General features: G+C 40.8%; 30 protein-coding genes and 2 pseudogenes. 21 read left to right on the top strand and 11 right to left on the bottom strand.

What is annotated here, in order from left to right; all coding sequences use genetic code 11:
* The first annotated feature begins 184 nt into the window (after positions 1–184).
* The 12 genes and pseudogenes from MY9_RS18290 to MY9_RS18240 all read left to right on the top strand — a co-directional run bounded on the left by MY9_RS18290 (position 185) and on the right by MY9_RS18240 (position 8,737).
* Positions 185–970 (top strand): YwqG family protein, encoded by a 786-nt coding sequence (locus MY9_RS18290; RefSeq protein WP_014665648.1) that lies wholly within the window; start codon positions 185–187, stop codon positions 968–970.
* Between the two features lie 58 nt (positions 971–1,028).
* Positions 1,029–1,133 (top strand): annotated as a pseudogene (locus MY9_RS21685) (hypothetical protein); the annotation flags it as partial.
* A gap of 219 nt (positions 1,134–1,352) precedes the next feature.
* Positions 1,353–1,775, top strand: a complete 423-nt coding sequence (locus MY9_RS18285; protein ID WP_014665646.1) for a YwqH-like family protein — start codon at positions 1,353–1,355, stop codon at positions 1,773–1,775.
* A gap of 9 nt (positions 1,776–1,784) precedes the next feature.
* Positions 1,785–2,045, top strand: coding sequence for a YwqI/YxiC family protein (locus MY9_RS18280; protein WP_003227825.1), 261 nt, complete (start codon positions 1,785–1,787; stop codon positions 2,043–2,045).
* Between the two features lie 18 nt (positions 2,046–2,063).
* On the top strand, positions 2,064–3,875 hold the full coding sequence (locus MY9_RS22155) for a ribonuclease YeeF family protein (protein WP_014665645.1): 1,812 nt from the start codon (positions 2,064–2,066) through the stop codon (positions 3,873–3,875).
* A gap of 7 nt (positions 3,876–3,882) precedes the next feature.
* Positions 3,883–4,401, top strand: a complete 519-nt coding sequence (locus MY9_RS18270) for a hypothetical protein (RefSeq protein ID WP_014665644.1) — start codon at positions 3,883–3,885, stop codon at positions 4,399–4,401.
* 13 nt (positions 4,402–4,414) lie between these two features.
* Positions 4,415–4,624, top strand: a complete 210-nt coding sequence (locus tag MY9_RS18265; protein WP_021480772.1) for a hypothetical protein — start codon at positions 4,415–4,417, stop codon at positions 4,622–4,624.
* A 131-nt stretch (positions 4,625–4,755) separates the two neighbouring features.
* Positions 4,756–5,772, top strand: a pseudogene (locus tag MY9_RS18260) (T7SS effector LXG polymorphic toxin); the annotation flags it as partial.
* Positions 5,773–5,785: 13 nt separating this feature from the next.
* The gene (locus MY9_RS18255) at positions 5,786–6,337 is read left to right on the top strand and encodes an SUKH-4 family immunity protein (RefSeq protein ID WP_014665641.1); all 552 of its coding nucleotides are present in this window, start codon (positions 5,786–5,788) and stop codon (positions 6,335–6,337) included.
* 295 nt (positions 6,338–6,632) lie between these two features.
* Positions 6,633–7,184 (top strand): hypothetical protein, encoded by a 552-nt coding sequence (locus MY9_RS18250; protein WP_040082499.1) that lies wholly within the window; start codon positions 6,633–6,635, stop codon positions 7,182–7,184.
* Between the two features lie 76 nt (positions 7,185–7,260).
* Positions 7,261–7,914 carry a hypothetical protein gene (locus MY9_RS18245; protein ID WP_014665639.1) on the top strand — a complete coding sequence of 218 codons (654 nt, stop codon included), beginning with the start codon at positions 7,261–7,263 and terminating at the stop codon, positions 7,912–7,914.
* A 106-nt stretch (positions 7,915–8,020) separates the two neighbouring features.
* Positions 8,021–8,737 carry an endonuclease V gene (locus MY9_RS18240; RefSeq protein WP_014665638.1) on the top strand — a complete coding sequence of 239 codons (717 nt, stop codon included), beginning with the start codon at positions 8,021–8,023 and terminating at the stop codon, positions 8,735–8,737.
* An 84-nt stretch (positions 8,738–8,821) separates the two neighbouring features.
* Here the strand turns inward: MY9_RS18240 and MY9_RS18235 are convergent, their stop codons facing one another.
* Complete coding sequence (locus MY9_RS18235) at positions 8,822–9,703, bottom strand: LysR family transcriptional regulator (protein WP_014665637.1); 882 nt, start codon at positions 9,701–9,703, stop codon at positions 8,822–8,824.
* 122 nt (positions 9,704–9,825) lie between these two features.
* On the opposite strand from MY9_RS18235, the gene MY9_RS18230 reads away from it, so the two are divergent.
* Both MY9_RS18230 and MY9_RS18225 read left to right on the top strand, forming a co-directional pair.
* Positions 9,826–10,371, top strand: a complete 546-nt coding sequence (locus MY9_RS18230; protein ID WP_014665636.1) for a flavodoxin family protein — start codon at positions 9,826–9,828, stop codon at positions 10,369–10,371.
* On the top strand, positions 10,368–10,589 hold the full coding sequence (locus MY9_RS18225; protein ID WP_014665635.1) for a hypothetical protein: 222 nt from the start codon (positions 10,368–10,370) through the stop codon (positions 10,587–10,589). Before MY9_RS18230 ends, MY9_RS18225 begins: the two co-directional genes overlap by 4 nt.
* Positions 10,590–10,615: 26 nt before the next feature.
* Here MY9_RS18225 and chrA read toward each other — a convergent pair whose 3' ends face one another.
* Genes chrA through chrS form a run of 3 tightly spaced genes read right to left on the bottom strand, consistent with a single transcriptional unit; the run spans position 10,616 to position 12,226 of the window.
* Complete coding sequence (chrA, locus tag MY9_RS18220) at positions 10,616–11,152, bottom strand: chromate resistance efflux protein ChrA (RefSeq protein ID WP_014665634.1); 537 nt, start codon at positions 11,150–11,152, stop codon at positions 10,616–10,618.
* Positions 11,149–11,736: a chromate efflux transporter subunit ChrB gene (gene chrB, locus MY9_RS18215; RefSeq protein WP_014665633.1), complete on the bottom strand. Its 588-nt coding sequence runs from the start codon at positions 11,734–11,736 to the stop codon at positions 11,149–11,151. The genes chrA and chrB overlap by 4 nt, the downstream gene beginning before the upstream one ends.
* A 13-nt stretch (positions 11,737–11,749) precedes the next feature.
* A complete protein-coding gene (gene chrS / locus MY9_RS18210; RefSeq protein WP_014665632.1) occupies positions 11,750–12,226 on the bottom strand; it encodes a chromate efflux transcriptional regulator ChrS in 477 nt (158 codons plus the stop codon).
* A gap of 213 nt (positions 12,227–12,439) precedes the next feature.
* On the opposite strand from chrS, the gene ggt reads away from it, so the two are divergent.
* Entirely contained in the window at positions 12,440–14,017 is a 1,578-nt protein-coding gene (ggt, locus tag MY9_RS18205) for a gamma-glutamyltransferase (RefSeq protein ID WP_041521434.1), read from the top strand.
* A gap of 2 nt (positions 14,018–14,019) precedes the next feature.
* Here ggt and MY9_RS18200 read toward each other — a convergent pair whose 3' ends face one another.
* The 3 genes from MY9_RS18200 to cotG all read right to left on the bottom strand — a co-directional run bounded on the left by MY9_RS18200 (position 14,020) and on the right by cotG (position 15,885).
* The gene (locus MY9_RS18200; protein ID WP_014665630.1) at positions 14,020–14,364 is read right to left on the bottom strand and encodes a DUF4181 domain-containing protein; all 345 of its coding nucleotides are present in this window, start codon (positions 14,362–14,364) and stop codon (positions 14,020–14,022) included.
* Positions 14,365–14,521: 157 nt separating this feature from the next.
* Positions 14,522–15,139, bottom strand: a complete 618-nt coding sequence (locus MY9_RS18195; protein WP_014665629.1) for a flavin reductase family protein — start codon at positions 15,137–15,139, stop codon at positions 14,522–14,524.
* Between the two features lie 173 nt (positions 15,140–15,312).
* Positions 15,313–15,885: a spore coat protein CotG gene (cotG, locus tag MY9_RS18190; RefSeq protein ID WP_081483647.1), complete on the bottom strand. Its 573-nt coding sequence runs from the start codon at positions 15,883–15,885 to the stop codon at positions 15,313–15,315.
* Between the two features lie 141 nt (positions 15,886–16,026).
* Between cotG and cotH the strand changes: the two genes are divergently transcribed.
* The 3 genes from cotH (at position 16,027) to MY9_RS18175 (ending at position 19,115) form a co-directional block, all read left to right on the top strand.
* Entirely contained in the window at positions 16,027–17,115 is a 1,089-nt protein-coding gene (gene cotH, locus MY9_RS18185; RefSeq protein WP_014665627.1) for a spore coat protein CotH, read from the top strand.
* 127 nt (positions 17,116–17,242) lie between these two features.
* Complete coding sequence (locus tag MY9_RS18180; RefSeq protein ID WP_014665626.1) at positions 17,243–18,379, top strand: hypothetical protein; 1,137 nt, start codon at positions 17,243–17,245, stop codon at positions 18,377–18,379.
* A gap of 58 nt (positions 18,380–18,437) precedes the next feature.
* Positions 18,438–19,115 (top strand): DUF2642 domain-containing protein, encoded by a 678-nt coding sequence (locus MY9_RS18175; RefSeq protein ID WP_014665625.1) that lies wholly within the window; start codon positions 18,438–18,440, stop codon positions 19,113–19,115.
* 54 nt (positions 19,116–19,169) lie between these two features.
* Here the strand turns inward: MY9_RS18175 and MY9_RS18170 are convergent, their stop codons facing one another.
* Both MY9_RS18170 and alsR read right to left on the bottom strand, forming a co-directional pair.
* A complete protein-coding gene (locus tag MY9_RS18170; protein ID WP_014665624.1) occupies positions 19,170–20,498 on the bottom strand; it encodes an arsenic transporter in 1,329 nt (442 codons plus the stop codon).
* Positions 20,499–20,708: 210 nt separating this feature from the next.
* Positions 20,709–21,617, bottom strand: coding sequence for an acetoin biosynthesis transcriptional regulator AlsR (alsR, locus tag MY9_RS18165; RefSeq protein WP_014665623.1), 909 nt, complete (start codon positions 21,615–21,617; stop codon positions 20,709–20,711).
* Positions 21,618–21,773: 156 nt separating this feature from the next.
* Between alsR and alsS the strand changes: the two genes are divergently transcribed.
* The 3 genes from alsS to MY9_RS18150 all read left to right on the top strand — a co-directional run bounded on the left by alsS (position 21,774) and on the right by MY9_RS18150 (position 24,942).
* Positions 21,774–23,486: an acetolactate synthase AlsS gene (gene alsS / locus MY9_RS18160; RefSeq protein WP_040081612.1), complete on the top strand. Its 1,713-nt coding sequence runs from the start codon at positions 21,774–21,776 to the stop codon at positions 23,484–23,486.
* Between the two features lie 61 nt (positions 23,487–23,547).
* Positions 23,548–24,315: an acetolactate decarboxylase gene (budA, locus tag MY9_RS18155; protein ID WP_014665621.1), complete on the top strand. Its 768-nt coding sequence runs from the start codon at positions 23,548–23,550 to the stop codon at positions 24,313–24,315.
* Positions 24,316–24,414: 99 nt separating this feature from the next.
* The gene (locus MY9_RS18150) at positions 24,415–24,942 is read left to right on the top strand and encodes an NAD(P)H-dependent oxidoreductase (protein WP_014665620.1); all 528 of its coding nucleotides are present in this window, start codon (positions 24,415–24,417) and stop codon (positions 24,940–24,942) included.
* Positions 24,943–24,979: 37 nt separating this feature from the next.
* On the opposite strand, the gene MY9_RS18145 is transcribed toward MY9_RS18150, so the two are convergent.
* Positions 24,980–25,276 (bottom strand): DUF3892 domain-containing protein, encoded by a 297-nt coding sequence (locus MY9_RS18145; RefSeq protein ID WP_014665619.1) that lies wholly within the window; start codon positions 25,274–25,276, stop codon positions 24,980–24,982.
* Between the two features lie 155 nt (positions 25,277–25,431).
* Positions 25,432–25,968: an SH3 domain-containing protein gene (locus MY9_RS18140; RefSeq protein ID WP_014665617.1), complete on the bottom strand. Its 537-nt coding sequence runs from the start codon at positions 25,966–25,968 to the stop codon at positions 25,432–25,434.
* Between the last annotated feature and the right edge of the window lie 18 nt (positions 25,969–25,986).

Below are 25,986 nucleotides of genomic sequence, written 5' to 3'. Positions count from 1 at the left end.
TCTTTTTTTCGTCTATTGCGGGGTGCTGAATACATTTGCTACTATTTAACTATTGTTTGGAAAAGTATGCAGAATTAGGGCTTCTTTACACAATCGTTTGATAAAACATTAGAAGAAACGAAGAAAACCAGAAAATAAAATCTTTCAAAAATTATTGGAGATGCCGGAAAAGGAGAGTCATCTAATGAATCATCTGCCTGAAAAAATGAGACCGTACCGCGAATTGCTGGAGAAATCAGCGAAAGAATACGTAAAATTGAATGTCCGAAAAGGGAAAACAGGACGATATGACAGTAAAATTGCCGGTGATCCCTATTTCCCCAAGCATGAAACATACCCGACTGATGAAAATGGACAGCCGATGAAGCTTCTGGCGCAGATTAATTTCTCGCACATTCCCCAGCTTGACGGCTATCCTTCTTCGGGTATCCTGCAGTTCTACATTTCTGTTCATGATGATGTTTATGGCTTGAATTTTGACGATCGATGTGAACAAAAGGATTTCAGAGTGATCTATTTTGAAAATATCATAGAAAACGAAGACGAGCTTGTTTCTGATTTTTCATTTATTGGCACAGGCGAATGTGATTTTCCGATTTTATCAGAAGCAGCAGTTGAGCCTGTGAAATCTTCGGAATGGGTCCTGCCGACAGATTTTCAATTTGAGCAGTATACGGGCATGGAAATAATGGAGTTCTTTGGCCAGTTCGGAGAGGATGAAGAAGACGTTTATAATGAACTGGCTGAAAACGGATTTGGCCATAAAATTGGCGGATACGCTTCTTTTACCCAGCATGATCCGCGGGAATACGCATATAAAGAACACACCATCATGCTTTTGCAAATTGATTCAGACGATGATATCGATTCAATGTGGGGAGACGTTGGCATCGCCAATTTTTTCATCACACCTGACGATTTAAGAAAAAAAGACTTTTCAAACGTTCTGTACAACTGGGACTGCAGCTAATACAAGCTTTTGATCCAAAGGGTCATACCTGATCAGAAGCGGAAATAATATAAGCCAAATGACAAAATCAGACGTGGCCGAACCGATGAAGAACATAAACATGAACAGAGGCAGATCAACAACATCTGCCTCTTTCAAGTGCCTTTATTACTATGACTTTAGGTATTTCCATTTAATAAAACGCTTTTATCAGCTGTATAACGAACAAAAACAAGAGCATATACCTATGTTTTAAGAGTGTTATAAGCCTAAATTAAGCCGTTTACCCTATTTAAGCCGCCTTCTGGCTATTTTAAAATATAATATATGGAAATAAAGTATGGAAAAGTCTATCTTCATCAGCCCCTCCATACGACTTTTTGAGTATTAAGAGGTGATTCAGATGGGTTATGAAAGTATGCTGGCGAATATCAAAAGTTCGCTTAACGGAAAAATTTCCGACGTGGAAGACAAGATCGAAAAGCTGAAAAAAGCAAAAAAGGACATAGACACACTGCAAGAAGAGGCAATCACTGAAATCAAAGAAATTGTAAAACCAGAATTGGGCAAGCACTGGACGGGAACAAAAGCGGATGATTTCGACAAGGGAAGAGAAGAGGCGAAATCGGAAGCATCCAAGATTGTGAATGATAAATATAACGAGTATATGGCTTCGATTCAAAGCAAAATATTCTGGCTTGAGACAGAGAAATTTGAGCTGAATTTGACAAAAAGCGCAGCGAATGCCGCAGGCGACCTTCTTGCTAAAGGAGAAGACTTTGTAGAAGAAGCAGGAAGACAAATTAGTAAACTAAAATGGTGGTGATCTTTTTTTATGTCAGAAATTAAGCTGAAGTACGACACAGTCATCAAAACATTAGATTCTGTCAAAGATGCGCTTGCTGACGTATCAATCGGCGCCGCGGGGTCCAATGGAAAAAACAAACTCGATTATACGAAAAAATATCATGAGCGTGAGGAGAACATCAAAACCATGCTCGGAGATTACAAAAAAGCGGTACAGAAAAATATTGAGGATACAAAGGATAACGTAGATTCACTCAAAGAGCAGGACGAGGCGATAGCGGTAAAATAGAACAGAAAGGGCAGTGCGATGAGTAAAGTATTTGAATCAAAATCTTTAATCGAAGAAGCGAAGAGCAGAAAAAAGCAATATGAGACGCTTGAAGAGCAGCTGAACACGCTGAAAAAAGCGTTTCAGGGAGTTGCAGATTTAGGCGATAATTTTAAAGGAAAAGGCGCGGACAATATTAAAGATTTCTTTCAGGGACAGGCGGAAATCGTCGAAAGCTGGCTGACGCTTGTCTCTGCTCAAATTGCGTTTTTAAATGGCATTTCAGGCGATATTAAAGATCAAGAACTGAATGATTCATATGTGGAAACTTCATTTTTGGATCATGAGCTGCCCAATGGAGACCTGAAAGCCTCAGAGATTGTCTCCGCTCATAAAGAAGAAATCGATTCTATTTTGTCAGGCATCAGCGATATTATTGATCTCGACATGTACACGCTTGAAGACTATGCAGATAAGATGGGTGATGCCCAAAAAATCAGACGTGACACGATCACAGCTGTCGATAAGCTTGATGAATCCCTGACCACTGAATATCAAAATTTAGAATCTCTGGACAACGCAGTGCTCACCAAATATTCCGTTCTCATGCAGGCCACCAGCAACGGGAAGAGCGCATCCCCTATGTACTATGACAAAAAAGCCTTCCACAGCAATGAAATCTACAAAAGCGTCATTGAAGTAGAAAATCAAGGAACAACCTATATCGATGCAAAAGCCCAGCAAGCAGAAGCAAGACGTCTCCAGGAAAAAGCCGAGGAAGAAGCAAACAAACCATGGTACGAAAAAACATGGGATGGAGTTTGCAACTTTACTGGAGAAGTCACTGGCTATTATGATTATAAAAGAGCAACCGAAGGCGTTGATCCGGTTACCGGAGAAAAACTCTCCACCGCAGAACGTGTGACAGCAGGAGCTATGGCCGCTGCCGGATTCATACCGGTCGTCGGCTGGGCAGGCCGGGCCTTCAAAGGCGGAAAAGCCATCTACAAAACCGGAAAAGCAGCTATCGCTGCTGAACACGCTTTAGACGCCTACAAAACAGGCAAATCCTTAGACATTCTCAAAATGACAGAAATGGGTGCATACGGCCTTATAGCGTCAAACGGATTCTCAGAAGCCGTCACAGGCCGGGATATGTTCGGAAACAAAGTGTCTGAGGAGAAGCGGAAACAGGGGGCGCTGGAAGCGGCATTGAGTTTGGTTGGTGCAGGGGCACTGGCGAAGTCGGTTGACAATACGTTATCGATGGGAAGAAATCTTGACAAGAGTTATTCTTTTTCTAAAATTAAGCAAAGTGGTCATATAAATAAAGAACAGATTGTTACTTCGACTGGCCATACATTTGACTTAAAGCCAGAGAAGAAACAATTATATACGAAAAAAGTGAATAGTGATAAGTTACAATCAAGTGAAAAATCTGTCGATCCTGTTGAACACTCAGTAAGTTATTACAGAGTTCAAGGAGGAGGAGCAGGAAATAAAACAAGTCAGTATAGAATTAAAGTAAATAGTGACGGAAGCATTACTATTCCTATTAAAAATGCTGATTTAAACATAAGTGCTTACAATTTAGAACACGCTAAATATTATCGAGATGTAGCAAGACCAGGCGGAGAAATTGTAGAATTTAAGGTGCCTAAAGAGGTTGATGATTTAATTAAGGAGACAGTCATTGATCAGTATGGATATACTAAAAACCCTCGTAACCAGGGAAGGACTGCTCCAAAGCTTGTTGATCCTACCACACCAGGAGTTAGTTATGAACTTCCGGCGGAACCATGGATAGAGTGGTTAGAGGAATATGGGCATTCCGCCAAAAAAATAGAATGAGAAAGTGGTGTTTTCGTTGTTATTAAAACCGGAGTATGCCCAAAATATAATAGTCGGGGTAAAGGCTTCTTCTCAATTCTCATGGTATCTAACAGAAAGAGATGTTTGGATACTAGATATCATGAAATATAAAGAAGCCTATGAAAAAAACGGGTTTAGTTTTGATATGGACTTTGCTCTTTCTCTAAGAAATAACATTTTAGTTGTAAATGAAGATAATTATCGTCTTTATTTAAAAGAATATACTGACTACATTATCCCGTCTTCAGAATTAAAAAAGTTAGTTGAACATCAGGATTATGAAAGTACTATTCTAGAATTAAGGCCATCATTATATATAGACTTTAATCAAAAAATGCTTCTTTCGCTGTATCCTGAGTTATTACCTTTTGAAAATTATGTTCCTAATAATTGGACAGGGGTTCGGGAAGACTTTACTAGTTATATTCCTGAAGAGGATAGATACTGGATTTTTGATGATGTGAATTATATAGACAAAGTTTTTAATGAGAAAGAAAGAGAGTAAAGGAGAAAATAAAATGTCAAAAGATGATAGCTTGGTAATAATAAATGAAAGTTTTAAAAAGGAGGGTAGTGAAGAAGATATAGAAGGATTAACAATAATGATTGATGGGGTTATAAAGCAGGTTTTTAATAAAATTAGAAATGAAAGAAATTATAACAGTAATAATGAAGTTATGAGAGATATTATATTTGAAGGAATTAATAGTATTGTTAAAAAATCTTAAGGCATTATTAAAAACAAATAAACGCTTCGAGTTGGTTTGATTTTCTACCTTGATTGGCACTGAAGCCTTTCAAGGTTTTTTTATTAGATTGTTGTCTTCTGTTTTATATAGCGTAAATAAGTATAGGCTTTGAACGCGTCATAGCCAGCGCCATGGCCGCAGCCAGATTCATACCAGTCGTCGGCTGGGCAGGCCGGGCCTTCAAAGGCGGAAAAGCCATCTACAAAACCGGAAAAGCAGCTATCGCTGCTGAACACGCTTTAGACGCCTACAAAACAGGCAAATCCTTAGACATTCTCAAAATGACAGAAATGGGTGCATACGGCCTTATAGCGTCAAACGGATTCTCAGAAGCCGTCACAGGCCGGGATATGTTCGGAAACAAAGTGTCTGAGGAGAAGCGAAAACAGGGGGCGCTCGAAGCGGCATTGAGTTTGGTTGGAGCCGGTGCATTGGCGAAACACATTGATAAAGGGATCCCGCTTGCAACCCATTCAAAAGTTCAAACAGCTAACAAGACATTAGAAAAAGTAAAACAATTCAAAGTCCCAACAAACGTCCGCGTGTACGCAGAACGCCCTGTAACTCCGGATGGCTTCACATTCGGAATCCCGACAGTCCGTGTCGATGTGGAAAAGACGGCTGTTAAGGATCTTGGGATTGTGAAGATGGCGAGTAGATGGAGTAATGATGGTGAATATGATGGGATTAGAGGATATAAAGGCAGAGATCTTTCAAAATACGATGATAAGTATTTAATTGATCCTAGGCTTGTAGTAGAGATGAATTTTAAGGGGAAAGGCAAATCTGGAACAAATGCAGCTGGCTGGGAAAGAAATGCGAAAAAATTCTTCAACACGTTACTTAAAAATAATCCTGAGTTTTGGAGTGCTGAAAATACTGCTAAGATTAAAAGAGGAAGAGTTCCAGTAGTTGATGAGCAATTTATAAAACATTTTCCACAGTATGCAGATTATTTAAAAGACCCTATGAGGCATCATCATATTGGAGAAGGAGGTCAAGCAGCAGCTTTACCTAAAAGCTTGCACCCTGGATATGGCGGTGTTTATAATGTCGAAAAAGAATGGGGAATTACCGGAGTAGATGATCAAATTGCAAATAGACTAGAAACATTCAGAAAAGAATGAGGAAGGTGACAAGATGTTATTACCAGAAGAATTTAATAGAAACTGGGATGTTAATAAAAATGGTCCGTTATTAAAGTTTCCATATGATGATCTAATAGAGGTTCCTTTTTCAGAGGATTTTAAGCAATTTTTATCTATAGGAGGCTTACCTGAAACACCTCCACCTTATTTGGATTTTACTTCCTCTCAAACATCATTTAAACCAATAACTAGTATTTTTGATATGTCTGAAGCATTTCAAAAATATTGGTTGTTGGGATCCACTGGTTCAGGAGATCCAGTGTGTATCGTTGAAAGTAACGAGAGAATCGTTTATTTAGATAATGGTAATGAATATAAAGAAGTATTTATTAACTCTTCAATAAATCAATTTGCTGAATGTATATTACTTTTCTCAGAAATGATTGATAAGGCTATACACATAAATGGTGAGGATGCATTTATTGATAATGATATTCCGGAAGATGTAATCGAATGGTTAAAAGAAGAACTCAAAAGAGTAGACTCTAATTGTACAAGAGAAGGAAGTTTTTGGGGTACTGAAATAGAAAATTTATATGAATAATGAAGAGAGCTATTACCTTACCGACTGATGTCTGCTTAGGTCCCATTAAATGAAAACTAAGAGTCGAATTATCTACTTAAAAGAATGTTTTTTCTCTTAATATATTTAATGTTGATGATCTAGTTTATATCAACCTAGAGTATGAGTTAACTGATAGTCCAACTATAAATTGGAATACAATTTATTTTCAATATGTACAGCGCTAAATGGGATATGGAAGCCTAATATAATGAACTTCGTATAAACGTTTAGATTGTTTAAATAATTAAGTTTAATAGTTGGAATGGTTAAAACTATGGAACATGGAATCAGATTTATTAATGAATACCCTGAAATCGGTGAATTGCTTCATCGTCTATTTGTAAATAGGGAATTAGACGAATGGTACAAGAGCAAATGCGCAGAGAAAATAAAAGTACCTGATGAATTTAATCAAATAAAAGGTTTGAAAAAAATTGAAGTTAGAGATTTAAACAATCCTTCAGGAGAAATTGATATCCATTTGCAAGGTCTTTCTGGGGAAAATGGTTTTCATTTAGAACAGCAAATCAATATGAAAGTATCTAAATTGGTTCCTGTTTATGTATTAGATTATAGTTATTCCCTAAGACACGATTTAATCGATGGCGCTTATGACATTGTAGGAACCGCTGAATCTTTAGAATTCATTCAGGGAACGAACTATATTAATAAAATAATGCAAGAGAAAGGGTTTATTGAACTCAGTTATTTGTATGATTACTACGATACTGTGTATGAGTGGAGTGAATTGCCGCATATACAGCCTTTCAACAGGAGATTAACATTAGGAGATGCCTTGTTTACTGATGTATTAGAATTGCTATAGTTAAAAACTTGCCGTGTGGTCATCGTCAAGTTTTTTTATAGAAAGTATAACAATGTAGAGTGCAAGGAGAAGCGGGATGAAAAGAGACCATATTTCTCAATTGCAGCCATTAAAAATCTGTAATGGCTGGTCTGTAGTACTGAACAATTTATGTTCAGAAAAAAGAATGCAAGAAAAATGTGAATTACTAATACTGCAAAATGAAAAACGTAAGGCCTTTATTAAGGTAAGTTATGAAAATAATCAATACTATATCAAAGTAGCTGGCTTACATACAGATAAGATTTATGAAGATGAGTCTTTTAATGAGATAGAACAATTATTAGTTGAGTTAGAATATCAAATCTGGAATGTGGGAAGCGGGGTTTTAGAAAATTTGCAGCCGCTAACCCAACAGATTCCCAATTTCTTAAGGCTTAAGATACCGGCGGGTTGGACTGTTGATTATATTACATTAAAAGATACTGATCCTAAGACTCTAGAGGCAAATGATGATGCTTGGTTATTTGACTTTAATCAAGATCTCCTTCAGATTTCTCATAAGACTAAAAACTTGCTGCTTGATGTAGGGTGGTACCCAGAAGGGGATTCAACCGGAAGTTATGGAATTGAACTGATAAAAAACGAAGATTGGGAAAATCCTTTAGAGGATATTATGTGTACTGAACTTAAAGAATTAATTAAACAGTTGGATTATATTTTTATGAAAGAAATGAAAAATGAATATTAATAAAAAAGCAGATTATACTATCTGCTTTTTTCAATGATATAATTTGGAGTCATTGCTAAAATCGACATGCAGAACAATTGAGCGCGAAAAGAGGGAAACAAGTAAAATGGAAATACATCAAATTCACGATTTTGAACAAAAAGATGAATCGGATTTTGTTCAAATACAACAATCCCTTAGAAATCGTATCAACCTATCCCACACGATCCATCCAGACTCCATCAACACCTGCGCAGGCGTCGATCTCGCCTATTGGGAGCAGAACGGAGAACCATACGGGGTGTGCAGTATTATCGTGGTTGACGCTGATACAAAAGAAGTCATTGAAAAAGTGCATAGCATGGGGAAAATCAGCGTACCGTACGTTTCGGGTTTTCTTGCGTTTCGTGAGCTGCCTTTGATCATCGAGGCAGCGAAAAAGCTGGAGACGGAGCCGGATGTCTTCTTGTTTGATGGCAACGGATATCTGCATTACAATCATATGGGCGTTGCCACCCATGCGGCTTTTTTTCTGGGTAAGCCGACGATTGGGATTGCGAAAACCTATCTCAAAATCAAAGGCTGTGATTTCGTGATGCCTGAAAATGAAGTAGGCGCATACACCGATATTCTCATTGACAGCGAGGTATATGGCCGAGCGCTGCGGACGCGGCGGGACGTGAAGCCTATTTTCTTGTCTTGCGGTAATTATATTGATTTAGAAAGCAGCTATCAGATCACGATGAGCTTAATCAATCAAGAAAGCAGGCTGCCGATCCCTGTCCGCCTGGCTGACCTTGAAACACATGTCTTGCGAACGTTTTATCAGAAAAATCACGGGTAACACTTGGGGCTCTAAGCCATCAAGTGTTTTTTTGTATGCTGTGTGCTTTCCTGATCCCAAAAACCTTGTCCTTGTGGAAAGATTTTATTTGAATGTTTTCCGCGTCAAATCGATAAAAGCCTTTAATGGCACAGACATCCACTTGTCCTTATGCCATGCTAATTGAGTGAAAACGGGGCAATCGCTCTGCCAATTGAGTTCTTTCATTCGGCCTGCTGCAATATCATCTTTTACTGTCATTTCAGGCAAGATTCCAATCCCAAGTCCGGCCATCACGCATTGTTTGATGGCTTCTATGCTGACGAATTCCAATTTGTTAGGATAGACACCGGAGTCATGCAAATTGTTCTCAAAGAGCGTGCGGTACGAGCAGCCGTCCTCTGTCAGCAGAAGAGTTTCGTTTTGAAGATCCTTCAATGTTACTGGTAAATCCGCAGGAAAAGGATGGTCATTAGCAGCCACCATTTTGATCTCATCCTGAATCAAAGATTCAACGTGCAGTGCGTCTTCCGTCCGGTTTACATCCAAGATGAAGGTGATATCAAGCTGGCCCTGTAAGAGCTGTTCTTTCGCTTGTTCATTGGAGATATATGGTTTGAATATGAGCTTTACTTGGGGAAATGCCTGTTTAAATTCTTTTATGATAGGCGGCAGGCGGTATGTGCACTGGCTTTCCGTCGCCCCGATTTTTAAGGTTCCGGTTGTTTCTTTTACTTGATTTGCGGCCATTTTCGCTTCTTCTGTTAACGCAATAATCTTCTGTGCATAAGATTTGAACGTTTTTCCTGCTTCTGTCAAGATAAGCCGCTTGCCGAGCCGTTCAAATAAAGGCGTCCCGATTTCTTCTTCAAGTGATTTGATCTGAGAGGTAACGCTTGATTGTGCATAATTAAGCATTTTGGCGGTTAGGGTGAAGTTTACATGTTCTGCCGCCGTAATAAAGGTGATCAGCTGCTTCAATTCCACTTGTTCTCTTCCTTTCTAAATCGGTTTTAGCGATTGGATTAATCGAAATAATCATCTGTATTGATTGATGAATCCATTATAAAATGAAGAAAATCATTCGTAAACAAAGGAGCAGATGCATCATGAAAATTGCGGTTATAAATGGCGGAACTCGGTCTGGCGGAAATACGGATATTCTTGCGGAGAAGGCTGTTCAAGGATTTGATGCAGAGCACATTCATTTGCGGAAATATCGAATCCAGCCAATTGAAGATCTGCGCCACGACCAAGACGGCTTTCGTCCTGTTCAAGATGACTACGATTCTATCATTGAGCGGATATTGCCGTGCGATATTCTTGTATTCGCCACCCCAATTTATTGGTTTGGCATGTCAGGGACATTAAAGCTGTTTATTGATCGCTGGTCACAGACGTTGAGAGATCCGAGATTTCCTGATTTTAAACAGCAAATGTCAGCGAAACAGGCATATGTAACAGCAGTGGGCGGAGACAACCCAAAAATAAAAGGGCTGCCGCTGATTCAGCAATTTGAACATATTTTTCATTTTATGGGAATGCCATTTAAAGGTTATGTGCTGGGAGAAGGCAATCGTCCAGGCGATATTCTTCGTGATCATCAGGCGCTGTCCGTTGCGAGCCGCTTACTGAAAAGAAGCGATGCGATATGAAGTTTTTGCTGTCGGTTATTGCTGGCATGCTGATTCTTGCATTCTTTTTATTTTGGAAGGTCCAGCCTCCTGTTTGGATACATGTTGAAACCGATTCACCCCAGTTGAAGAAATCTGTGAGAATGGCAGGAACCACGCTGCAAGTCAAGCACATCATCAAGAGTGACGCAGGAGAAGAAACAGCTGTCATATCGAACGGCATTTCTGGTCCAAAATAAAAAAGCACCTTTCAGGGTGCTTTTTTCTACAAATGAGGAATTACAAGGCCTCCATATAAAAACGCCGCAATAATCAAAAATGCCGGATGCATTTTGAATTTTGTCATGGCAAGGAGGGAGATCCCCGCAATTACAATAGATTGGATCCATCCGATTGCTTTGATGCCGTCTGCGCCGATTTGCCAGGTAAGAATGAGCATCATGACCGCGATGACAGGCTGAACGGACAGTGTCATGCCTTTGATAACAGGGGATTGACGGAAGCGCTGGATGATGCGCAGCAGGACGATCAATGCGAGCGCCGACGGTACAACGGTTGCAATCAGGGCAATCAGGAAGCCGGGCCAACCGCCTGCGCTGTAGCCGACATACGCGGCGATTTTGGTGGCGATGGGGCCCGGCAATGCGTTCGCAAGTGCGAGCATATTTGAGAATTGATCGTTTGAAAGCCAGCTGTATCTGTTTACGACTTCTTCAAACATTAGCGGGATAGATGCAGGTCCGCCGCCATATCCCAGTAGGTTTGCGATAAAAAACGCCATAAATAAATAGATCGATATCATGAGGCCGACATTCCTTTATCATGTTTATTTGTGACTTTGTCTTTCAGTTTAAAATGAAACGCCCCGTACGCTAAGAAAATGATAATGACAAGGCCGGGATTGATCTGAAACGTTTGCAGGCCGATAAAAGCGATGATAAAAAACAGGATTCCGGTGACCCAGCCGAAACCTTTAAGCGCTTTTTGGCCAAACTCGTACGCCATAATTCCGAGCATTACTGCAATCACCGGCGTGACGGCGCCTATCATGCCGGCAACAACTGCTGAATGGCTTAACACATTTACTGCCGCAAACAAGCCCACCATCGCAAGACATGTAGGCAGAATGTGGGTGAGTGTCGCCACAATGGCACCTAATGTGCCTTTAAGCTTAAAGCCCAGATACGCAGCCATTTTTGTGGCAATCGGCCCGGGAAGCGCATTAGCGATTGCTAATATTTCTCCGAATTCATCATCGTCAATCCATTTATATTTATTGACCGCTTCATGGCGGATCAGCGGAATCACGGAAGGTCCGCCGCCGAATCCTAATATGCCGGTGCGCACCATCGCGGCCGCCATATCCCGATAAGGATGCTTTTTCATTTGTTTCTCTCCTTTACAGCTTCATTCCCATACGGCTTTTGTATCGTTTGATCAGCATCTGGCAATCAACACTGACGACGCCTCGCAATGGATACAGCCGTTTTGTTAAAAACTCTTCCATTTCTTGATCGTTGGCAAAGATCCCATGCATATGCAGCTTGCTCGGACCTGTCATGTGATAAAGGCTGGTGACCGCAGGCTCTTCCTCAAGCTTAAGAGCGACCTCTTCTAAAAACTGCGGTTCTACCTCGACATTGAAAAACACGGATACATGGATGCCGATTTTAGCGGGATTGATGACCGCGGTGAATTTTTCAATAACGCCAGCTTCAATTAATTGGTTGATACGAGACTGGACGGCGACTCGGGACAAATCGACTCTTTTGCCAAGATCCGTATAAGAAATTCTGCCTTCTTCATGCAAAATCGTGAGAATTTGTTTATCAGTCTCATCAAGTACAAGGTTGGGGATTTGATATTCATGACTCAATTGCTCCACCTGCTTTCGTAGCCTTTTAGCCATCATTTTATCATAAAAAGTTACGTTTCGAACGAAAAAAATTTTATTTGTTTTCGAAATGAACGAATAAATATCTTATTGTTTGCGAAAAGAAGAAAGTTCGTCAGTTTTTCTGCCGGATCAGTAGATGTGAAAAATCAGGCTCCCTATACTGAAGAAAATCTCTTAAAAAGGGGACTTGTGATGAACAAATCTGTCATCGGTACAAAGCAAATGGTCGTTAGTCCGCATTATCTTGCTTCTCAGGCCGGAAACCGCATACTGGACAAAGGAGGTAACGCATTTGACGCCGCCGTTGCGGTGAGTGCTTGCCTGGCGGTTGTGTATCCGCATATGACCGGACTTGGCGGGGATGCCTTTTGGCTGACCTTTCATCAGAAAACAAAATCAGTAAAAGTCTACAATGGCACCGGACGTTCAGGAAAAAACGTAACGAGAGATGTATATAAGGGAAAAAGCGTGATTCCGCTGCGGGGAATTGACAGTGCCATTACTGTGCCCGGGATGGTTGATAGCTGGGATGCGGTACTGAAGGAGTATGGTCGCATGTCTCTTGAGGACGTGTTGGAGCCAGCACACGATTATGCCCAAAATGGGTTTCCTGTATCAGCCGATCAGTGCCGTCACACAGAAACGAATCTTGAACTGCTCGTCTCCACGCCTTACACAGCCGACATTTTTACAAGAAGAGGCAAAGCACCTATTCCGGGAGAGCGGTTTGTGCAAAAAGATCTTGCAGAGAGCTTGAACATGATTGCCAAAAAAGGAAGAAGCGCATTTTATGAAGGAGATATCGCTCAGCGGATTGTCTCGTATTTACAAAATAACGGCAGTTACATGACACTCGATGATTTTAAAGCGCACCGGGGCGAGTGGACGGAGCCTGTATCAAGTGATTATCGAGGATACAGTGTGTATCAGGCGCCGCCGAATTCTCAGGGATTTACCGGTTTATTAACACTGAACATTTTGGAAAACTATGATTTCACCCAAATCGAACATGGATCTTTTACGTATTATCATGTGCTTGTGGAGGCATTGAAAAAGAGTTTTCTAGATCGGAATGCCGTCCTGACTGATCCGGCGTTTGCAGACATCCCGCTTGAAAGGCTATTGGACAAACGTTATGCAAAACAATTGGTAGAAGAAATCGGCTATCTCGCAGTACCGGCTGCAAGCAGGCCGGTGGGAAGCGATACGGCATATGCGGCCGTAATCGATGCGGATGGCAACGCAGTGTCATTCATTCAAAGCCTATACTTTGAATTTGGCTCGGCAGTCACTGCCGGTGATACAGGCATTTTGCTGCAAAATCGCGGGTCATTTTTCTCATTGGATGAACATCATGTCAACACACTTGAACCGGGAAAGCGCACCTTCCATACGCTGATGCCGGCTATGGTCTGTAAAGGCGGAAAGCCGAAAATCCTGTACGGAACACAAGGCGGCGAAGGCCAGCCGCAGACCCAGACGGCCATCATTACCCGAATGCTGGATTACGGAATGGATCCACAGCAGGCAATCAGCGAACCGCGCTGGGTATGGGGCAGAACGTGGGGAGAGGAATACGAAGGCCTCAGAGTCGAGGGTAGATTCACAGAGAAAACAATCCAAAAACTGAAAGACAGCGGACATCTCGTGGAGGTTGTCGGTGACTATGATCCGCTGATGGGACATGCGGCAGCAATCAAAGTTGATGAAGAAGGATTTCTCCAAGGCGGAGCTGATCCCCGGGGAGACGGAGCGGCTGTGGGGGTTTGAGATTAGAAGAAAACACAAATATAAATAAGAATAACTAGAAGTGTGGCGGCACCAAATAAATAGTGTACATATTGTTTTTCTTCCTGCCTATATTTCCATTCCATAAATGTACGCAAACAATTCGACAAGAGCAGAAATAAAATAAGCATCTTCTCGGGAGGAAAGTGAAACAAAGAAAAACCTAATAAAATGAGCAAGATGATGTCCAGTAATCCTTGTGTAGTATTTACAGGTTTATACCACCGAGGTGGTTTAGGGATTCCAAGTTTTTTTCGGGCATAGGTATAAAAAGCAATATTGGTAAATAACATGACCAGTATCACAATCAAAAAATGAGTGCCTTCCATTCTAATCCCTCCTCTTTATCTTTTATACGAAGAAAAAGGAAAAACGTTTCATAAAAGAACACCCGAAGCTTTCTCCGGGTGTTCTTTTTTTATAGGTAACATTATGTAATCACAAGGTCTTTTTGACTAGTTTCTTCTATTTAAATAGTCCTTCTGTTCAGCTGGGACGAATCAGTGTGAATTCTTCCCCGAGCTTGGCATAATGGTTTCCCGCCAATCGTGAGGCTGGCTTTAATTCATCTGTCAAAATATATCCCTTTTCTGCATCATACACCTTTTCGTCTAGGTGGAAGCAGACAACTCTTCCGATGAGCAGATCTGCTGTAGTGACTCCTTGATCATTGTTAAAGGTAATATGCCGCTCTAATGTGCACTCAAAGCGAACACGGGCTTCCTGAATGCCGGGAACCGAAACAGCGTTGCTTTCAACAGGGTGAAGCGAGGTGCGCGTAAGCTCGCTTTCATCCGGCCCTAAGTTTGCAGCCGTTTCATTGATATCTTCAATGATGTCTTCATCACTGACATGAACGACAAATTCTCCGTTTTCCACTGCGTTTCGCGCTGTATCTTTTTGGCGTCCTCCCGCCCTGTTCACAGAAATACTGAGGAGGGGAGGATCTGAGCTGACGACGTTATAAAAGCTGAAAGGCGCGGCATTTACCGCTCCTCCTGAAGAAAGTGTTGTCACAAATGCAATGGGGCGGGGAATAACGGTACCCGACAATAGCTTGTATGTGTCTTTGGCACTAAGCTGGTCAGCTTGAAATATGTACATGGCAACAACCGCCTTTATCGTTAGGATATCTTGATTATAACGAAATGGTTTCGAGGAAACCAAATGATGCGGGTTGCATATGTTATGTCATGACATATATCTAATACAGGGGAAATGAAAAAATAGGCTTCCGTACCTCAGCCGGCAGCCTATTGAAACAATGGAAAATTAGATTATTTGTATTTCTTTTTGACTACCCAGCAATTGCCGTCTTTCCAGTATTCTTTTTTGCTGTCATAATCATCGTGCTTTTTGCAGTGTTTCTTATGGGAACGGTAAGATTTTTTGTGTGTGCGGCATGATTTTTTAAAGCTGCGAGATCTTTTGTGTGTACGGCATGATTTTTTAAAGCTGCGAGATCTTTTGTGTGTGCGACGTGACTTTTTAAAGCTGCGAGATCTTTTGTGAGAACAGAACGATCTTTTGAAGCTGCGTGATTTTTTGTGGCTGCGAGATTTTCTGTGAGAACGGTATGATTTTTTGTGGCTGCGAGATTTTTTGTGAGAACAGTAATATTTTTTGTGGCTGCGAGATTTTTTGTGAGAACAGTAATATTTTTTGTGGCTGCGAGATTTTTTGTGAGAGCAGTATGATTTTTTATGGCTGCGGGATTTTTTGTGAGTACGGTGCGACTTTTTATGACTGCGTTTTTTTCCATGAGGCTCTTGGTATAAATAATCCTTTAAACCTTCTTTTTTAGCGGATTTCACCGCTTCTTTGATGTCAGAATGGGAGTAGTGGCCCAATTTGAAATCCTCCTTTTTAAAAATATGTTAAGGATGAAGATCCTTACTACCCTCATAGTACGCGCGGTTTTAAAAAGTGTATAAGTGTTCCGCTGAGATCGCATAAAAATAAACGCCTAAAATTTGTAAGGGGGATTATGGATGAAGAATCAATCCAATTTACCGCTTTATCAGCTGTTTGTTCATCCAAAAGATTTGCGTGAATTAAAAAAGGATATATGGGACGATGATCCGGTGCCGGCTGTGATGAAGGTAAACCAAAAAAGGCTGGATATTGATATCGCGTATCGGGGGTCACATATCAGAGACTTCAAAAAGAAGTCATACCATATTTCCTTTTATCAGCCTAAGTTATTCCGCGGCGCACGAGAGATTCACTTAAATGCGGAGTATAAAGATCCTTCTTTGATGAGAAATAAATTGTCTCTGGATTTTTTCTCAGAGCTAGGGACGCTGTCTCCAAAGGCAGAGTTTGTGTTTGTAAAGCTGAATGGGAAGAATGAAGGGGTTTATCTTGAACTAGAATCCGTTGATGAATATTACTTAGCAAAAAGGAAGCTGGCGGACGGTGCGATTTTTTACGCGGTGGATGATGATGCTAACTTTTCTCTGATGAGCGATTTGGAAAGAGAAACGAAGACCTCGCTGGAGCTTGGATATGAAAAGAAGACAGGGACTGAGGAGGATGATTTTTATTTACAGGATATGATTTTTAAAATTAATACTGTCCCTAAAGCTCAGTTTAAATCAGAAGTGACAAAGCATGTGGATGTCGATAAGTATTTGCGATGGCTTGCCGGTATTGTATTCACCTCAAACTATGACGGGTTTGTCCACAACTACGCATTATACAGAAGCGGAGAAACCGGATTATTTGAGGTGATTCCTTGGGATTATGACGCGACCTGGGGCAGGGATATCCATGGAGAGCGGATGGCTGCCGATTATGTAAGGATTCAAGGATTTAATACACTAACCGCCCGGATATTGGATGAACCCGATTTTCGCAGGTCTTACAAGCGCCTGTTAGAAAAAACGCTCCAATCTCTTTTTACAATAGAATATATGAAACCGAAAATCATGGCGATGTATGAACGAATTAGGCCGTTTGTCCTGATGGACCCGTATAAAAAGAATGATATTGAGCGTTTTGACCGTGAGCCGGATGTGATCTGCGAGTATATTATAAACCGTTCACAATACCTCAAAAATCATTTAAGTATTTTATAAATGTGTGAAAATGGGTATCCGCTGAAAAAGCGACAATTAGGCTATTGAATTAGTTCAACAAATAAATGTGACACGTATATATGCAGTATGTTTATCATCTATGTATAAGTGACTAGGAGGAATTTGAATGAGCAAGAGGAGAATGAAATATCATTCAAATAATGAAATATCTTATTATAACTTTTTGCACTCAATGAAAGATAAAATTGTTACTGTATATCGTGGAGGTCCGGAATCTAAAAAAGGAAAATTAGCAGCTGTAAAATCAGATTATATTGCTTTACAAGCTGAAAAGAAAATAATTTATTATCAGTTGGATCATGTGAAAAGCATTACTGAGGATACCAATAATAGCACCACAACAATTGAGACTGAGGAAATGCCCGACGCTGATGATTTTCATAGCTTAATCGGACAATTAATGAACCAATCAGTTCAATTTAATCAAGGGGGTCCGGAATCTAAAAAAGGAAGATTAGTCTGGCTGGGTGATGATTACGCTGCGTTACACACAAATGAGGATGGGGCAGTGTATTTTAATATCCATCACATCAAAAGCATAAGTAAACATGAGCCCGATTTGAAAACAGAAGAACAGACGCCAGCGGGTGTCCTGGAAGCTGATGAATTAAGCGAGGTTTTTAAGAGCCTAACTCATAAATGGGTTTCCATTAATCGTGGAGGTCCGGAAGCAATTGAGGGTATCCTTGTAGATAATGCTGACGGCCATTATACTTTAGTGAAAAATCAAGAGGTGCTTCGCATCTATCCTTTTCACATAAAAAGCATCAGCTTAGGTCCAAAAGGGTCGCACAAAAAAGAGGATCAAAAGAATGAGCAAAACCAAGAAGACAATCATGATAAAGACAGCAGTTCGTTCATTTCATCAAAATCATCTAAACGATCACTAAAATCTTCAGATTATCAATCATCCAAATCTGGTCGTTCGTCACGTTCAAAAAGTTCATCAAAATCATCTAAACGATCACTAAAATCTTCGGATGATCAATCATCCAAATCTGGTCGTTCGTCACGTTCAAAAAGTTCATCAAAATCATCTAAACGATCATCAAAATCTTCAGATTATCAATCATCAAAGTCTTACAGCTCATCAGGTTCAAGAAGTTCATCAAAATCATCTAAACGATCACCAAGATCATCAGATTATTCAAGTTCCTTCAAAAGTTCAGGAAGACAAAAAGAAGATTATAGCTATGAAACGATTGTCAGAACGATAGACTATCACTGGAAACGTAAATTTTAATTGATAACGGGGAGCATCAGATTGAGTGATGCCCTTTTTCAGTTAAAGGAGGAGAATAGTGAAAGGTTTGAATCAATTACTTGACACAGATGTTGAGGTTGTCATTTCAGGAGATACAAGGTTTGTTGGCACCCTCATAGATATCGGACAGGATATTTTTGTTATTTTTGATGGCTGCAATTATCTTTATATTCCATTGCTGCATCTTCATCAAATGAACAAGGCGAAAATAATGACCAGCACTGAGAAATCAATTTTGATCAATCCGGAAGATTCTATGACGGAGGCAGAAACTCAAGCTTTTTCATATAGAAATACATTAAACAAGGTCAAAGGCCAGTTTATTGAAGTTTATGTAACTGGGGGTCGTTCGATACATGGGTATGTTACAAACGTTTTAAACGATTATATTGTATTTTTCTCACCCGTATTTAAAATCCTTTTTATATCTATGCATCATTTAAAATGGTTTACCCCTTATTCAACTGAACAAACACCGTATACTCTTGATAACTCACAATTGCCTGTCGTGCCTTCCAATGTTCCTCTTGTCCGAAATTTTGAGGAGCAGATCAAAAAATATATTGGTGTATTGGTCATATTCGATATGGGAGAGGTGCCAGAAAAAGTCGGACTATTAAAAGATGTTTCCAATAATATAATTGAGCTGATTAACGCAAGTGGAGAGCCAGTCATTTGGAAGTTAAATCATCTAAAGACAATGCATCTTCCCTAGTATATAAGAACTGCCCTCTTGAATAGCGGAAGGCAGTTTTTCATTCCATACTGGCTAAAGAAATAACCAACTGATCCAAACATATAAACATGCCAACGTAAAAAGAACAGTCAGCGGAATGATGATAATGGTCGTTTTGATATATTCGCCCCATGAAATGCTTTCATCATGCTGTTTTAGTATATGCATCCAAATAAGCGTTGCTAAGGTTCCTATAGGCAATAATAATGAACCGATATCACTGCCGATAATATTTGCCAAGTAGATGATTTTTGTTGTTGAAGGATTCAGTGGCATTTCAGTTAAGGTAAAAGTACTGATCATTAAAGCTGGATGGTTGTTAAATAGATTAGAAAAGACTGAAGTAGAGATACCCGATGCGAAAGTTGCATGGGCGAGGCTTCCAGAAACCACTGGTTCAAAATAGCTCACAAGCAACTCAGTGAATCCGATATTATGCAGACCATAAATTAAGACATACATAGTAAAAGCGAATATAAAAATGTGCCAAGGAGATTTGTATAACAAGTCTTTTGGGGGGGTTTTGAAATAAATCCATCTCCAGCCCAAAAGAATAACAGACCCGATGACAGCGACAAGAGGAACAGAAATACCGGTATATGATGCTGCAAATAGACTCAATCTGACGAGAAAAACAAATGCAAGCACAAACAGCATGATTTTTGTTTGATTTCGTTCTCGTAAAGGAGCTGACGGCGAATGAAGAGGATGGTACCTTCTATGCTGCAGAGACTGAAAATGGCCCGGTATATCTGGCAGGCTTTTGGGAAGACGTTTATAAAAGAACATAAACAGTAGACAAGTCATAAAAATGAGTCCCATCATACTAGGGACAAACATCATGGCGGTATGAAGATAAAGATCCATTCCAATGATTTTGAGAGAAATTAAATTCACAATATTACTTACGCCAATCGGTGCGCTAGAGGCTGTGGCTATTAAAACACCGCTTAATAAATATGGGGTTTTTTGATGTTTTTTTAAACCTAAATATTTTAGTACAAGCAAAAGGATTGGGGTTGTAATCAAAACGCTCCCATCATTATTTAGGAAAATGGTCATGAGAAAGCAGAGCAAATTGGTTAGCCAAAAAAGCTTGATGCCAGAACCCCTGGATTGTTGGAGCAGTTTTGCAGCCACCCAATAAAAGAAACCAAAGCTTTCCAGTGCAATGGCCATAATCATAGTGGCAAGGATTGTAACCGATGCACCCGTGACTTTTGTTCCTATTTCCCCTAAGTCTGCCAATGACACACTTCCGCACAATAAAACCATTAAAGCGCCTAATGTTGCGGGGATAGCTTCATTTAGTCCTTTTGGCCTCCAGTAAATAAAAATCAGTGTTGCGAAAAAAGCGAGCAATGTTAATATGCTGGTGAACTCAATAATTTACTTCACCTCTCTATCTTTCATTATTAAAATCAGACGATTGTCATGCGCTTACTAATGTCCTTGCCAACTATTTGTACTGTATGTATACGTATACTGATATGAAGTTGTACTAAGCGATTATATTAAATTAATAAAAATTCCATAAGAATCCCAAAAGAAAAAAGAGATTGCAAGTAACGTTCATGTACCTGCATCACTCTCTTTAGTTCTTGTCTGCTGACAATTTGAAATATGAATAAAGTGCTTTAAAAGCGGATTATGATTGTCTTTGCGGTAAGCGATAACCCATTCTGCATTAAGCTGTATTTGGTCCATATTTCGATAAGTTACATCCAAATTAAATAATTTTTTGGCTGAGGAAGGAACAAATGTAATACCAATTCCAGCACTGACTAAACCAATCACCATTTGGTATTCTGTAGCTTCCTGGACGATGTTGGGGTGGAAGCCCGCTTGCTCACAGAACTGAATAAAATCCATGTATAGAGTAGGCCATGCTTCTTTAGCTACAGTAATAATTGGTTCATCTCTTAAATCCTCAATCGTAATTGATTCTTTAGAAGTCAATGGGTGTTGCTTAGGCAAAGCTAAAACACAAGGGCTGCTTTGGGCGGTTTCGATATGCAAAGCTGTATGCTGTAAGGGAGGATGAAGTATACCAATATCAATGTTGCCCTTTAGTAGCTCCTCCTGCTGCCTAGACGAGGATATTTCACGTAACTCTATTTTTACAGATGGGAATTTTTTGCGATATTCCCGGACAATCGGCGGCAGAAATTCATATGTAGCTGATCCGACAAAACCGATTACGAGATGGCCGTGCTCGCCGCGTGCCGTCCGCTGTGCCAGTTCAATTCCTTGTCCGATTTGCATCAATGCCATGCGGCAATGATTTAAAAAGATTTCTCCTGCTGCGGTAAGCTCGACAAATCGTTTTGTCCTTTTCAGAAGCGTCACCCCGACTTCTTCCTCCAGCTGTTTGATCTGCTGGCTGAGAGGAGGCTGCGTCATGTTCAGCCGTCGGGCAGCCTTTCCGAAATGAAGCTCTTCGGCTACCGCGATAAAGTATTGAAGATGGCGAAGCTCCATTAAATATGCATTCCTTTCCATAGGTTAATAATTCGTATTACATATTAATCATAAGGCGAATCGATATTGGAGGTCAATTTCCAAAGAGTGTATAGTGAAACGTATCACAAGTCATTTAAAATTTTACGTTAAAATGCATAATAAGGAGTGAGGGTGTTGACAAAAGCAACAAAAGAACAAAAATCCCTTGTGAAAAACAGAGGGGCGGAGCTTGTTGTTGATTGCTTAGTGGAGCAAGGTGTCACACATGTATTTGGCATTCCGGGTGCAAAAATTGATGCGGTATTCGATGCTTTACAAGATAGAGGACCTGAAATTATCGTTGCCCGGCACGAACAAAATGCAGCATTTATGGCGCAAGCAGTCGGCCGTTTAACTGGAAAACCGGGAGTCGTGTTAGTCACATCAGGGCCGGGTGCATCTAACTTGGCAACAGGTTTGCTGACAGCGAACACTGAAGGAGACCCTGTCGTTGCGCTTGCTGGAAACGTGATCCGTTCAGATCGTTTAAAACGGACACATCAATCTTTAGATAATGCGGCGCTATTTCAGCCGATTACAAAATACAGTGTAGAGGTTCAAGATGTAAAAAATATACCGGAAGCTGTTACAAATGCATTTAGGATAGCGTCAGCAGGGCAGGCTGGGGCCGCTTTTGTGAGCTTTCCGCAAGATGTTGTGAATGAAGTCACAAATACGAAAAACGTGCGTGCTGTTGCAGCGCCAAAACTCGGTCCTGCAGCAGATGATGCAATCAGTGCGGCCATCGCAAAAATCCAAACAGCAAAACTTCCTGTCGTTTTAGTCGGCATGAAAGGCGGCAGACCGGAAGCGATTAAAGCGGTTCGCAAGCTTTTGAAAAAGGTTCAGCTTCCATTTGTTGAAACATATCAGGCTGCCGGTACCCTTTCAAGAGATTTAGAGGATCAGTACTTCGGCCGGATCGGTTTATTCCGCAACCAGCCTGGCGATTTGCTGCTTGAGCAGGCGGATGTCGTTCTGACTATCGGCTATGACCCAATTGAATATGATCCGAAATTCTGGAATGTCAATGGAGACCGGACAATCATCCATTTAGACGAGATTATTGCTGACATTGACCATGCTTACCAGCCGGAACTTGAATTGATTGGTGACATTCCGTCCACGATCAATCATATCGAACACGATGCTGTAAAAGTGGACTTTGCAGAACGTGAGCAGAAAATCCTTTCTGATTTAAAACAATATATGCATGAGGGTGAGCAGGTGCCTGCAGATTGGAAATCAGACAGAGTGCATCCTCTTGAAATCGTTAAAGAATTGCGTAATGCAGTCGATGATCATGTTACAGTGACCTGTGACATCGGTTCACACGCGATTTGGATGTCACGTTATTTCCGCAGCTACGAGCCGTTAACATTAATGATCAGTAACGGTATGCAAACACTCGGCGTTGCGCTTCCTTGGGCAATCGGCGCTTCATTGGTGAAACCGGGAGAAAAAGTGGTTTCTGTCTCTGGTGACGGCGGTTTCTTATTCTCAGCAATGGAGTTAGAGACAGCAGTTCGACTAAACGCACCAATTGTACACATTGTATGGAACGACAGCACATATGACATGGTTGCATTCCAGCAATTGAAAAAATATAACCGTACATCTGCGGTCGATTTCGGAAATATCGATATCGTGAAATATGCGGAAAGCTTCGGGGCAACTGGCTTGCGCGTAGAATCACCAGACCAGCTGGCAGATGTTCTGCGTCAAGGCATGAACGCTGAAGGTCCTGTTATCATTGATGTCCCGGTTGACTATAGTGATAACATTAATTTAGCAAGTGACAAGCTTCCGAAAGAATTCGGGGAACTCATGAAAACGAAAGCTCTCTAGCACTCTGCGCATCACGACACTGTTTTATGAACAGCACTAATTAAAAGGAGTGAAGGGAAATATGAAACGCGAAAGCAACATTCAAGTGCTCCACCGCGGCCAAAAAGATCAGCCTGTGAGCCAGATTTATCAAGTATCAACAATGACTTCTCTATTAGACGGAGTATATGACGGGGATTTTGAACTGTCAGAGATTCCGAAATATGGGGACTTCGGTATCGGAACCTTTAACAAGCTTGACGGAGAGCTGATTGGGTTTGACGGGGAATTTTACCGTCTCCGCTCAGACGGAACCGCGACACCGGTCCAAAAAGGGGACCGTTCACCGTTCTGTTCATTTACATTCTTTACACCGGACATGACGCACAAAATTGATGCGAAAATGACACGTGAAGAATTTGAAAAAGAGATCAACAGCATTCTGCCAAGCAAAAACTTATTTTACGCAATCCGTATTGACGGACTGTTTAAAAAGGTGCAGACAAGAACGGTAGAATTGCAAGAAAAACCTTACGTGCCAATGGTTGAAGCGGTCAAAACACAGCCGATCTTCAACTTCGACAACGTGAGAGGAACGATCGTAGGTTTCTTGACACCAGCTTATGCAAACGGAATCGCCGTTTCTGGCTATCACCTGCACTTCATTGACGAAGGACGCAATTCAGGCGGACACGTTTTTGACTATGTGCTAGAGGATTGCACGGTTACGATTTCTCAAAAAATGAACATGAATCTCAGACTTCCGAACACAGCGGATTTCTTTAATGCGAATCTGGATAACCCTGATTTTGCGAAAGATATCGAAACAACTGAAGGAAGCCCTGAATAAAAGAAAAAAAGAAAGCCCCTTTTTGCAGGGCTTTCTTTTTATTTGGCTCTTTTCCTGATTTTAGATAAAATAACATCAAAACAGTAAGGGTGTGGTCTGATGAAAATATTGGTTTTGGCAGTTCATCCTCATATGGAGACGTCAGTTGTTAATAAGGCGTGGGCTGAAGAATTGAGCAAACATGACAATATCACAGTACGGGATCTTTATAAGGAATACCCGGACGAAGCGATAGATGTTGCGAAGGAACAGCAGTTGTGCGAGCAATACGATCGGATTGTCTTTCAATTCCCGCTATATTGGTACAGCTCTCCGCCGCTCTTGAAAAAATGGCAGGATCTTGTGCTGACTTACGGCTGGGCTTTTGGTTCAGAAGGAAATGCTTTGCATGGCAAGGAGCTGATGCTGGCTGTATCAACAGGAAGCGAAGCGGAAAAATATCAAGCCGGCGGCGCCAATCATTACTCGATCAGTGAGCTATTGAAACCATTTCAGGCCACGAGTAATCTGATCGGTATGAAGTATCTGCCTCCATATGTGTTCTATGGCGTGAATTATGCAACTTCAGAGGATATTTCTCTCAGTGCAAAACGATTAGCCGAATACATCCAGCAGCCTTTTGTTTAAAAGAAAGCCCTGCCCGACATGGCAGGGCTGTTTGTGATTAAAAATCCGGCAGTTCAGACAGGTTATTTTCCTTCGTGCCGTCCGGTTCACTTCGCAAAATGTCACGCCCGTATTTATGAAAGACATCAACATGAGCGAGCTTTCCTGCTTTTGCTTCTGACAGCGCTGTAGGGTAATCGAGCTCTCTTCCTGTATTGGTTTTCACTGCAATAATATTGTCTTCCTCATTTCTTCTAACCGCAATAATTTCTTCTTTTCCAGATGGAACATTTTCCTGATCGGCAGTTGTTTGCCGGGCTTTATACGATTCATATGCTGCTTCAAATTGATCCATATTTACACCTCCGCTTTTTAGCGTGAACAAAAATGTCGATGATCATGTAAGGTTTTGACACAGCATACGACAATATTTCCTGAGAAATATCTTGGGAATGTGACAAATCCATTCATAATAAAAGGGATTCCGCACAAATACGGAATCCCTCTCAGTTATTTTGTCATGTGTAAATCCTGTGTTTTCATATAACCTGTCGCACCGCCGTAATCAACGAATACCCAATCAAAATCAAAACCGCCTTTATTCGTTTTACTCCAGCCTAAAAAAGAAACGCTTGTGTTTGCTGGGAGAGTCTTGATGCTCTTTCCGTCAGCGGATGTGTATACTTTCGTTTTTGTTTTGGTTTTTACTGTTGTTGCTGCTTTTACAATGTAATGAGTGGAGACAAAGCCTGTTTTTCCGTTTTTATAATGAACCTTTGCCCAGTCAGCATTTGAGAAGGAAATCAGCTTTAAGCTATCGCCTAAGTGCAGTGTATCGGCTTTCTGGCTTGATGCGGAAGCCTTCGTTCTGACATTTAGAGCCTCTGCTGACACCAAATAAGAATCAATCGGATAACTGTATAAATCGTCAATGCTTACAGTTGTTTCTGGCTGTTGAGCATGGATCGTGTCAGCGCCGCCTGCAGCAGCCGCAGTCATTCCAGCCGCAAGTGCTAAAGTTGAAAATATTTTTATTGGTTTGTTCATGTCGTTCCTCTCCTCACG

It is taken from the genome of Bacillus sp. JS, assembly GCF_000259365.1.
Taxonomy (GTDB): domain Bacteria; phylum Bacillota; class Bacilli; order Bacillales; family Bacillaceae; genus Bacillus; species Bacillus stercoris.
The sequence above is the reverse complement of the archived record's forward strand: the minus strand, read 5'-3'. Positions and strand labels throughout refer to the sequence as shown.